The 10,299-nt window shown below is 65.9% G+C and carries 11 protein-coding genes; 7 read left to right on the top strand and 4 right to left on the bottom strand.

The window, feature by feature from the left end; genetic code table 11:
* Positions 1-3 precede the first annotated feature (3 nt).
* Genes FW760_RS14560 through pilG form a run of 4 tightly spaced genes read right to left on the bottom strand, consistent with a single transcriptional unit; the run spans position 4 to position 3,443 of the window.
* Positions 4-2,052, bottom strand: a complete 2,049-nt coding sequence (locus tag FW760_RS14560; RefSeq protein ID WP_043862138.1) for a methyl-accepting chemotaxis protein — start codon at positions 2,050-2,052, stop codon at positions 4-6.
* A gap of 15 nt (positions 2,053-2,067) precedes the next feature.
* On the bottom strand, positions 2,068-2,622 hold the full coding sequence (locus FW760_RS14555) for a chemotaxis protein CheW (protein ID WP_078479846.1): 555 nt from the start codon (positions 2,620-2,622) through the stop codon (positions 2,068-2,070).
* Positions 2,619-2,984 (bottom strand): twitching motility response regulator PilH, encoded by a 366-nt coding sequence (gene pilH / locus FW760_RS14550; RefSeq protein ID WP_043862140.1) that lies wholly within the window; start codon positions 2,982-2,984, stop codon positions 2,619-2,621. The genes FW760_RS14555 and pilH overlap by 4 nt, the downstream gene beginning before the upstream one ends.
* A gap of 48 nt (positions 2,985-3,032) precedes the next feature.
* Complete coding sequence (pilG, locus tag FW760_RS14545; RefSeq protein WP_043862141.1) at positions 3,033-3,443, bottom strand: twitching motility response regulator PilG; 411 nt, start codon at positions 3,441-3,443, stop codon at positions 3,033-3,035.
* A 210-nt stretch (positions 3,444-3,653) separates the two neighbouring features.
* Between pilG and gshB the strand changes: the two genes are divergently transcribed.
* The 7 genes from gshB (at position 3,654) to FW760_RS14510 (ending at position 10,260) form a co-directional block, all read left to right on the top strand.
* Complete coding sequence (gene gshB / locus FW760_RS14540) at positions 3,654-4,607, top strand: glutathione synthase (RefSeq protein WP_043862142.1); 954 nt, start codon at positions 3,654-3,656, stop codon at positions 4,605-4,607.
* 99 nt (positions 4,608-4,706) lie between these two features.
* The gene (locus tag FW760_RS14535) at positions 4,707-5,612 is read left to right on the top strand and encodes an energy transducer TonB (protein WP_116052526.1); all 906 of its coding nucleotides are present in this window, start codon (positions 4,707-4,709) and stop codon (positions 5,610-5,612) included.
* Between the two features lie 781 nt (positions 5,613-6,393).
* On the top strand, positions 6,394-6,963 hold the full coding sequence (locus FW760_RS14530; protein ID WP_043862144.1) for a YqgE/AlgH family protein: 570 nt from the start codon (positions 6,394-6,396) through the stop codon (positions 6,961-6,963).
* Positions 6,963-7,397: a Holliday junction resolvase RuvX gene (gene ruvX / locus FW760_RS14525; RefSeq protein ID WP_043862145.1), complete on the top strand. Its 435-nt coding sequence runs from the start codon at positions 6,963-6,965 to the stop codon at positions 7,395-7,397. The genes FW760_RS14530 and ruvX overlap by 1 nt, the downstream gene beginning before the upstream one ends.
* 59 nt (positions 7,398-7,456) lie before the next feature.
* A complete protein-coding gene (gene pyrR, locus FW760_RS14520) occupies positions 7,457-7,975 on the top strand; it encodes a bifunctional pyr operon transcriptional regulator/uracil phosphoribosyltransferase PyrR (RefSeq protein ID WP_054915766.1) in 519 nt (172 codons plus the stop codon).
* Between the two features lie 12 nt (positions 7,976-7,987).
* Positions 7,988-8,992 carry an aspartate carbamoyltransferase catalytic subunit gene (locus tag FW760_RS14515; RefSeq protein WP_043862147.1) on the top strand — a complete coding sequence of 335 codons (1,005 nt, stop codon included), beginning with the start codon at positions 7,988-7,990 and terminating at the stop codon, positions 8,990-8,992.
* Positions 8,989-10,260: a dihydroorotase gene (locus tag FW760_RS14510; protein ID WP_043862148.1), complete on the top strand. Its 1,272-nt coding sequence runs from the start codon at positions 8,989-8,991 to the stop codon at positions 10,258-10,260. The genes FW760_RS14515 and FW760_RS14510 overlap by 4 nt, the downstream gene beginning before the upstream one ends.
* Positions 10,261-10,299 lie beyond the last annotated feature (39 nt).

The raw sequence follows: 10,299 nt of genomic DNA, 5'->3' as shown, positions 1-10,299 counted from the left end.
CGGTCAGCGCGGCTCCGTGGTTGGCGGCAAGGTGAAGCCCGACACCGAACGGCGCATCTCGCTGGCCATGCGCGCCAGGTTGCCGATGCTCTCGGCGGTGGCGGTCGAGCCGGACGAGGTCTGCGAGGTGATCTGCTGGATCACCGCCATGGTGTGGGAGATCTGCCCGGCCGACGAGGTCTGCAACTGCGCGGCATCGGAAATGCTGTGGATCAGTTCGGCCAGGGTCTGCGATACACCCTCGATTTCGGCCAGCGCCACCCCGGCATCCTGCGCCAGACGCGCCCCGCGCACCACTTCGGCGGTGGTCTGCTCCATGGAGATGACCGCCTCGTTGGTGTCGGCCTGGATCGCGCGCACCAGCGCCTCGATCTGGCGCGTGGCCGAGGATGAGCGCTCGGCCAGGCGCTGCACCTCGTCGGCCACCACCGCAAAGCCGCGCCCGGCCTCGCCGGCCATCGACGCCTGGATCGCCGCGTTGAGGGCGAGGATGTTGGTCTGGTCGGCAATGTCGTCGATCAGGCTGACGATGTCGCCGATTTCCTGGGACGACTCGCCCAGGCGCTTGATGCGCTTGGCAGTGTCCTGGATCTGCTCGCGGATGTTGTCCATGCCGTTGATGGTGTTGTGCACCACCTCGTTGCCCTTGTTGGCAATGGCCACCGAGCGCTCGGCCACCTTGGCCGACTCGTAGGCGTGCCCCGACACCCTGTCGATGGACTCGGCCATGTCGCCCACCGCAATCGACGCATCGGTGATCTGCTGGGCCTGGTGCTCGGAGGCCTTGGCCAGCAGGTGTGCGGTGGTCTGGGTCTCCTGCACCGCGCTGGCGACTTCCTCGGCGCTGAGGTTGATGGTCGCCACCAGGTCGCGCAACTGGTCGATGGAATAGTTGATGGAGTCGGCGATGGCCCCGGTGAAGTCCTCGGTGACCGAGGCGGTGACGGTCAGGTTGCCGTCGGCCAGTTCCTGGATCTCGTTGAGCAGGCGCATGATCGCCTGCTGGTTGCGTTCGTTGGTTTCGGCGGTTTCGCTGAGCTGGCGATTGGTTTCGCGCACCATCACCAGCCCGATCAGGATGATCGAGGCCAGCGCCAGCAGGCCCAGCACGTAGCCGCCGACGGTATCCAGGGTGCGCCCGGAGGCCAGGTTCTCGAAGCCGTTGGCCAGGTGCGAGGCTTCGTCGAGCAATGTCTGCGACAGGCTGAAGATGCTGCCGGCCGCCTCGCGCACGCGAAACAGCTCGGGCGAGGTTTCAAGAATCTCGTCGACGGAGCCTGCGACAAACTGGAACAGTTCGGCGATCTCGGCCAGGCGCGCACGGGCATCCGGGTCCTGGACGCGGGTGACCTGGATCGAGGGCGCGCCGCCGAGCATGCCGTCGAGCACCTGGCCGAAGCGGCTGGCATCGCGGCCGAAGGCATCGGCGGCCTGCACCGCGGTGTCGTCGCCGGCCAGCACGGTGTTGACCGAGCCCAGGATGCGCTCGGCAAGCAGCGACTGGCGCTGGGCCACCGCCACCTGGCTGGCGGGGGCGCCACTTTGCAGCAGGATCTCCACCACCTTTTCGTACTCGACCTGCAACTGCGGCACGGTCTCGGCCAGGGTCGCGGCCACCTGGTGCAGCGACAGCACGGTCTGCTCGCTGGCCAGGATCGCGTCGGTGCTCTTGCGCAGGCTCTCCCAGTCGCGTTGCACCGCATCCATCTCGCCGCGTACCGCCACCGGGGCCGACGGCAGGCCGGTGGCCGGGTCGCCTTTTTTCAGGTAACCCCAGCGCTGTTCGAAATCGTTGCGCGCATCGTTGAGCAGCTTGAACGCCACGGCCTTGCCGGCGGCGGCCTCGGTGGCGTTCTTGGCGATGCGCTGGGACAGCACGCGCAGCTCGCCGGCATGGCCGATGTACTGCTTGTCGTAGTTGGCCTGGGTATTGAGGTAGGCGAAGTTGGCGAACAGCAGAATGATCGACAGGATCAGCACGATGAACAGTGCGGCGATCTGCGCGCTGCTGCGCGAGCCTTGTACCGAGGGGCGGGTCTTGAACTTGGTCACAGGTCTGGCATCCCTTTACAACGCCACATCGAGAAAGCCTGGCGCCTGGGCCAGGGCGAAGGGGCTGAAAATGCCCCAGCAGTGCTCGCGCTGAAAGTGCCCCTGCACGAAGGGGGCCGCAGCCGGCAGCAGCGGCGCCGGCGGCGACAGCTCCAGGCCGTGCAGGGCAAAGTGCTGCAGGCCCACCACTTCGTCCACCAGCAGCCCGGCGAACAGCTCCTCGTGGTCCAGCACCAGCACCCGCCGCTGCTTGCGCACCACCGACAGGCCCAGGCCGAGAAAACCGCACAGGTCCATCACCGGCAACAGCCGCCCGCGCAGGTTGGCCACCCCCGCCACCCACGGCTTGACCCCGGGAATGCGGCTGAGCCGGGGTTCCTGCAGCACTTCGGCGACCTCGCCCATGGGCGCCACGAACCAGTGCTCGGCCATGCGAAAGCCGATGCCGCTCCAGGTCTGCAGGCGGGTTTCCTGCAATGGCAGGTCGGCCGCCAGCAGGCGACAGCGCCGGTCGATTTCGAGCAACAGCTCGAAGGCGGTCAGCGATTCGCCCATGCGCCGCGTGGTCAAGCCTTGAGAACTTTGTTCAGAACCTGGATCAGGGTGTCTTCGTCCACCGGCTTGGTCAGGTAGTCGCTGGCGCCCTGGCGCTGGCCCCAGACCTTGTCGGTTTCCTGGTCCTTGGTGGTGACGATGATCACCGGGATGCCCTTGGTGACGTCGTCCTTGCTCAACTGACGGGTCGCCTGGAAGCCGTTCATGCCGGGCATCACGATGTCCATCAGCACCGCATCGGGCTTTTCCTGGCGGGCCAGGGCCACGCCATCGGCGCCGTTCTCGGCCTTGAGCACCTGGTGCCCGTGCTTTTCGAGCATTCCGGTCAGTTTGTACATTTCGGTCGGCGAATCGTCGACGATCAGAACTCGGGCCATGCTGTTCCCCAATAAAGGCATGACGCCGCGGCCAGGAGGGCGGCGGCGTCAGGGTGCGGGTTGTTCTTCTGCGGCGAAACCCGGCACATGGGCGCGGATCGCATCCAGCAGTTCTTCCTTGCTGAAAGGTTTGGTCAGAAATTGATCAGAGCCCACCTGGCGGCTGAGCGCCTTGTCGAACAGGCCGTCGCGCGACGACAACATGATCACCGGGATGTCCTTGAACGCGCTGTTCTGCTTGATCAGCAGGCAGGTCTGGTAGCCATCGAGGCGCGGCATCAGCACATCGACGAAGATGATCCCCGGGGTGTGGTCGACGATCTTGCCCAGGGCGTCGAAACCGTCGACCGCGGTGACGACTTCGCAACCGGCTTCGCCCAGCAGCTTTTCGGCAGTGCTGCGAATCGTCTTGGAGTCATCGATCACCATCACCTTCAACGCCGTGTCGGGCTGTACCATAATTGCTCTACCATCGCCTGGAAGGGCCTTGCAGGCCACGTGCCAGGCCTTTTTAGCACACTCTGGGGGTGCATTCCATCGAGCCTCGCCGCGCCCTGCGCCGATGCCTGCCGGCTGACGTTTCCCCTTGACCGCCAGCCCGCCGGGCGCCACCCTGACGCACTTCAATTCGAGCCACTGCGGCAGCACGCCGCCGAGAGGAAATACCCCATGAGCGTTCGCCTCGGGATTGTCATGGACCCCATCGCGCAGATCTCCTACAAGAAGGACAGCTCGCTGGCCATGTTGCTGGCCGCCCAGGCCCGTGGCTGGTCGCTGTTCTACATGGAGCAGCACGACCTGTACCAGAGCGAAGGCGTGGCCCGTGCCCGCATGCGCCCGCTCAAGGTGTTCGCCGACCCCGAGCACTGGTTCGAGCTGGAGGCCGAGACCGACGCCGCGCTGAGCGAGCTGGACGTGATCCTGATGCGCAAGGACCCGCCCTTCGACATGGAGTTCGTCTACAGCACCTACCTGCTGGAGCAGGCCGAGGCCGCCGGGGTGCTGGTGGTCAACCGTCCGCAGAGCCTGCGCGACTGCAACGAGAAGCTGTTCGCCACGCTGTTCCCGCAGTGCACGCCGCCAACCCTGGTGAGCCGGCGCCCCGACATCATCCGCGAATTCGCCGCCAAGCACGGCGACGTGATCCTCAAGCCGCTGGACGGCATGGGCGGCACCTCGATCTTCCGCCACCGCGTGGGCGACCCCAACCTGTCGGTGATCCTCGAGACCCTGACCGCCCTGGGCACCCAGCAGATCATGGCGCAGGCCTACCTGCCGGCGATCAAGGACGGCGACAAGCGCATCCTGATGATCGACGGCGAGCCGGTGCCGTACTGCCTGGCGCGCATCCCGGCCAGCGGCGAAACCCGCGGCAACCTGGCCGCCGGCGGTCGCGGCGAGGCCCGCGAGCTGACCGAGCGCGACCGCTGGATCGCCGCCCAGGTGGGCCCGACCCTGCGCGAGAAGGGCCTGCTGTTCGTCGGCCTGGACGTGATCGGCGAGCACCTGACCGAAATCAACGTGACCAGCCCCACCTGCATCCGCGAAATCGACAACGCCTACGGCACGCAGATCGGCGCGCAGCTGATGGACGCCATTGATCGCAAGCTCAAGGCACGCTGACCGCCGACAAGTGGCGGGCCCGCGTTGTGGGGTATCATGCCGGTCCATTCTCGACTGGCACCCCGCTGCGCCGGCCCTGCCCCGGCTGCTGGATAATCGATGACGCTTCCTGCCGACCTTCCTGCCGATTTTGCCCCGCCCCGTGTCCGCGCGGCGGACCGGCTGGGCTTTACCCTGTTCCTGGCGGCGCTGCTGCACCTGGCGCTGATCCTGGGCCTGGGGTTTACCTTCGCCAAGCCTGAAGAAATCCGCCGCACCATGGAAATCACCCTGGCCACCTTCAAGAGCGAGGCACCGCCGAAGAAGGCCGATTACCTGGCGCAGGACAACCAGCAGGGCAGCGGCACGCTGGACAAGAAGGCGGTGCCCAAAACCACCGAGATTGCCCCGTTCCAGGACAGCAAGATCAACAAGGTGACGCCGCCCCCGGCCGCGAAGCCCGAAGTGGCGCCCCAGCCGGCCCCGCCCAAGGCAGTGGTGGCCACCACAAGGCCCAAGCCGCAGAAGGTCGAGACCCGCCCCAAGGAACAGCAGCCCAAGATGCAACCCAAGGCGGCCACGCCGACGTTCGACAGCGCCGACCTGTCCAGCCAGATCGCCAGCCTCGAGGCGGAGCTGGCCAACGAACAGCAGCTGTATGCCAAGCGCCCGCGCATCCACCGCCTGAGCGCGGCTTCGACCATGCGCGACAAGGGCGCCTGGTACAAGGATGAATGGCGCAAGAAGGTCGAGCGCATCGGCAACCTCAACTACCCGGACGAGGCCCGCCGCCAGCAGATCTACGGCAGTTTGCGCCTGTTGGTGTCGATCAACCATGACGGTTCGCTGTACGAGGTGCTGGTGCTCGAATCTTCCGGGCAGCCGCTGCTGGACCAGGCGGCGCAGCGCATCGTGAGGCTGGCGGCGCCGTTTGCGCCGTTCACCGGGGACCTGTCGGATATCGATCGGCTGGAAATTGTTCGAACGTGGCGCTTCGCCCGTGGGGATCGGTTGTCGAGCAACTGATCGCCGAAGGTGTACTCGCCTGACATCGTCAAGCGGCTCAAGTAACACCTGTAAGTACGAGTGTTCGTAATCAAAACTACCGAAGCTGGCCAACAAAAAATGTTGTCGCGAAATTGAAGCAGGACCAGCACTTACAATAACTGCGAGGCATGCCTCAACTGCTAGACAGTGAGAAGAGTTTCAACTCGCCATGTCAGATCATTAACCTTCGAGTGGGTTGTTGACGGCAGTAGACCAGTTCAGGTTGTTGCCTACTGTGCCATCGTCTTCAAGATGCCTAACCGTAAATTGGTAGCCATGGTGAGGGTTTGGGCCAGGTGGCTTGAAGGTAATTGTGAAACACCCATTCTCGTACGTCTTACCCTCGCCGCAGTATTCTCCGGTCCCACTGACACAGACCAGATAAGCGCGTTCGGGGTCACCGCGTCCTGTAAGCGTTACCTCACTAGTAAAGAAATTTCCGATTGCTTCGTTGATAGACATCCGAGTGATCATTGCACTTCTCCTTTAGATAAGCCAAATGCTCGGTTTGCGGTGAGACTATGAGTTGATCCAAACCACCTGTCACCTGACACAGTTACCAGTTGTAGGTCGCCGCGAAAAAAATGTACCCGCTTCAAAAAGCAGCGCAGTGCCGCGACATCAGCAACCGCAGGGTCACCTAACTAGCGCCTCACACAGCAGCCCGTGCCGATTAGCACCGCCAAGAAACAGGCATAATCGGCCCGCAGGCTCGACACGCACCTTGTCAGCGTGGCCGCTCGCCGCCACACTAACCCCCATGAAAAACCTCAGCCCGAGTTACCTCAAGCATCAGTTCCTGATTGCCATGCCGCACATGGCCGACCCGAACTTTGCCCACACCCTGACCTACATCGTCGAGCACAATGCCAACGGTGCCATGGGGCTGGTGGTCAATCGCCCGCAGGAGCTGAACCTGGCCGATATCCTCGAGCAGCTGCGCCCGGACACCGAGCCGCCGGCACGCTGCATCCACGTGCCTATCCATATCGGCGGCCCGGTACAGACCGACCGCGGTTTTGTGCTGCACACCAACGACAAGACCTTCCAGGCCACCGTCCAGCTCGACGGGCTGGCCCTGTCGACCTCGCAGGACGTGCTGTTCGCCATCGCCGACGGCGTTGGCCCGGCGCAGAGCCTGATCACCCTGGGCTACGCCGGCTGGGAAGCCGGGCAGCTGGAAGCGGAACTGGCCGACAACGCCTGGCTCAACTGCCCGTTCGACCCCGAGATCATCTTCGGCATGGCCTGCGAGCAACGCCTCGAAGCCGCCGCAGCCAGCCTGGGCATCAACCTCAGCCTGCTCACCAGCCAGGCGGGGCACGCCTGATGGCGGCGCTCAAACTGCTGCTGGGCTTCGACTACGGCACCAAGCAGATCGGCGTCGCCGTCGGCCAGGTGATCACCGGCCAGGCCCGCGAGCTGTGCACCCTGAAGGCGCAGAACGGCGCACCCGACTGGGCCCAGGTGGAAAAACTGTTCAAGGAATGGCAACCCGACGCGGTAGTCGTCGGCCTGCCGCTGAACATGGACGGCACGCCCAGCGAAATGAGCGCGCGCGCCGAGAAATTCGCCCGACGCCTGAACGGCCGCTTCAACGTGCCGGCCTACACCCACGACGAGCGCCTGACCACCTTCGAGGCCAAGGGCGAACGCATGGCTCGTGGCGGCCAGCGTGGCAGCTACCGCGACAACCCGGTGGACGCGATTGCCGCCGCCCTGCTGCTGCAAGGCTGGCTCGACGCCCACGCCGAACAGGCCTGAACCCGACCATCGGTTACACGCCGGGCCAGCTCTCTGCCCCGGCCTCTTGAGGAGCAAGCATGAGCCTACCCAACCCCGCCGAACTGATCCGGCAGATGGCCGTTGACCTTCGCGCCCACCTGCAACGCCGCGCCATCGCCGAACCGCGCTTCATCGGCATCCGCACCGGCGGCGTATGGGTGGCCCAGGCGCTGCTGGCCGAGCTGGGCAGCGATTCGCCGCTGGGCACCCTCGACGTGTCGTTCTACCGCGACGACTTCAGCCAGAACGGCCTGCACCCGCAGGTGCGCCCGTCCGAGCTGCCGTTCGAGATCGAAGGCCAGCACCTGGTACTGGTGGACGACGTGCTGATGAGCGGGCGCACCATCCGCGCCGCCCTCAACGAACTGTTCGACTATGGCCGCCCGGCCAGCGTGACCCTGGTGTGTCTGCTGGACCTGGATGCCGGCGAACTGCCGATCCGGCCAAACGTGGTGGGCGCCACCCTGTCGCTGCAAGCCCATGAACGGGTAAAATTGTCCGGCCCCGCGCCGCTCGAACTCGAGCGCCAGGACCTCGCTTCCGCTTCCGCCCTTTAAGAGTCCCCCGCGATGACGCCAATCGACGCCAAGCGCCCGCTGCAGCTCAATGACCAGGGCCAGCTGCGCCACTTCCTCTCGCTCGACGGTTTGCCCCGCGAACTGCTGACCGAAATTCTCGACACGGCCGACTCGTTTCTCGAAGTCGGCGCGCGTGCGGTCAAGAAAGTCCCGCTGCTGCGCGGCAAGACCGTGTGCAACGTGTTCTTCGAGAACTCCACGCGTACCCGCACCACCTTCGAACTGGCCGCCCAGCGGCTGTCGGCCGACGTGATCACGCTGAACGTGTCGACCTCCTCCACCAGCAAGGGCGAGACCCTGTTCGACACCCTGCGCAACCTTGAAGCCATGGCCGCCGACATGTTCGTGGTGCGCCACGCCGACTCGGGCGCCGCGCACTTCATCGCCGAGCACGTGTGCCCGGAGGTGGCGATCATCAACGGTGGCGACGGGCGCCACGCGCACCCCACCCAGGGCATGCTCGACATGCTGACCATTCGTCGCCACAAGGGCGGCTTCGAGAACCTCTCGGTGGCCATCGTCGGCGACATCCTGCACTCGCGGGTGGCGCGTTCGAACATGCTCGCGCTGAAAACCCTGGGTTGCCCGGACATCCGCGTGATCGGCCCCAAGACCCTGCTGCCGATCGGCATCGAACAGTACGGCGTGAAGGTCTACACCGACCTGGAGCAAGGCCTGAAGGACGTCGACGTGGTGATCATGCTGCGCCTGCAGCGTGAGCGCATGACCGGCGGCCTGCTGCCCAGCGAGGGCGAGTTCTACCGTCTGTTCGGCCTGACCACCGCACGCCTGGCCGGGGCCAAGCCCGATGCCATCGTGATGCACCCCGGGCCGATCAACCGTGGCGTGGAAATCGAGTCGGCCGTGGCCGACGGCGCCCACTCGGTGATCCTCAACCAGGTCACCTACGGCATCGCCGTGCGCATGGCGGTGTTGTCCATGGCCATGAGCGGGCAGACCGCGCAACGTCAATTCGAGCAGGAGAACGCCCAGTGAGCCTGAGTATCCTCGGCGCCCGTGTCATCGACCCAACCAGCGGCCTGGACCAGGTCGGCGACCTGCACATCGACGCCGGCAAGATCGTCGCCATCGGCGCTGCCCCGGCCGGCTTCAAGCCCGCCCGTACCCTGGACGCCACCGGCCTGGTGGCCGCGCCCGGCCTGGTCGACCTGAGCGTTGCCCTGCGCGAGCCCGGCTACAGCCGCAAGGGCAGCATCGCCAGCGAAACCCGCGCCGCCGCCGCCGGTGGCGTGACCAGCCTGTGCTGCCCGCCGCAGACCCGGCCGGTGCTCGACACCTCGGCAGTCACCGAGCTGATCCTGGACCGCGCCCGTGAAGCCGGGCACAGCAAGGTGTACCCGATCGGCGCCTTGAGCAAGGGCCTGGAAGGCGAGCAACTGGCCGAGCTGATCGCCCTGCGCGATGCCGGCTGCGTGGCCTTCGGCAACGGCCTGAACAGCTTCACCAACACCCGCACCCTGGCCCGCGCGCTGGACTACGCGGCCACCTTCGACCTGACGGTGATCTTCCATTCCCAGGACCGCGACCTGGCCCAGGGCGGCCTCGCCCACGAGGGCGCGATGGCCAGTTTCCTCGGCCTGCCGGGCATTCCGGAAACCGCCGAGACCGTGGCCCTGGCCCGCGACCTGCTGCTGGTGGAACAGACCGGCGTGCGTGCGCACTTCAGCCAGCTGACCAGCGCCCGTGGCGCCAAGCTGATCGAACAGGCCCAGGCCCGCGGCCTGCCGGTGACGGCGGATGTGGCGCTGTACCAGTTGATCCTCACCGACGAGGCGCTGCGCGACTTCTCCAGCCTGTACCACGTGCAACCGCCGCTGCGCACCCGCGCCGACCGCGACGGCCTGCGTGATGCGGTCAAGCGGGGCGTGATCCAGGCGATTTCCAGCCATCACCAGCCGCATGAGCGCGACGCCAAGCTGGCGCCGTTCGGTGCCACCGAACCGGGCATCAGCAGCGTCGAGTTGCTGCTGCCGCTGGCGATGACACTGGTCGAGGACGGCCTGCTCGACCTGGCAACCTTGTTGCAGCGTTTGTCTGCAGGCCCTGCGGCGGCCCTGCGCCTGCCGGCCGGGCAGTTGCAGGTGGGTGCGGCGGCAGACCTGGTGCTGTTCGACCCGCAGGCCTCGACCGTGGCTGGCGAACAATGGCGCTCCAAGGGCGAAAACTGCCCGTTCATCGGGCACTGCCTGCCGGGTGCGGTGCGTTACACCCTGGTTGACGGGCACATCAGCCACGAAGCCTGAGTCAAACCCTTCGCCGGCAAGGCCGGCTCCTACCGGTAG

It is taken from the genome of Pseudomonas sp. 1176_21, assembly GCF_052850635.1.
Note: the sequence above shows the minus strand (reverse complement) of the source record. Positions and strands in the feature narration are given on the sequence as shown.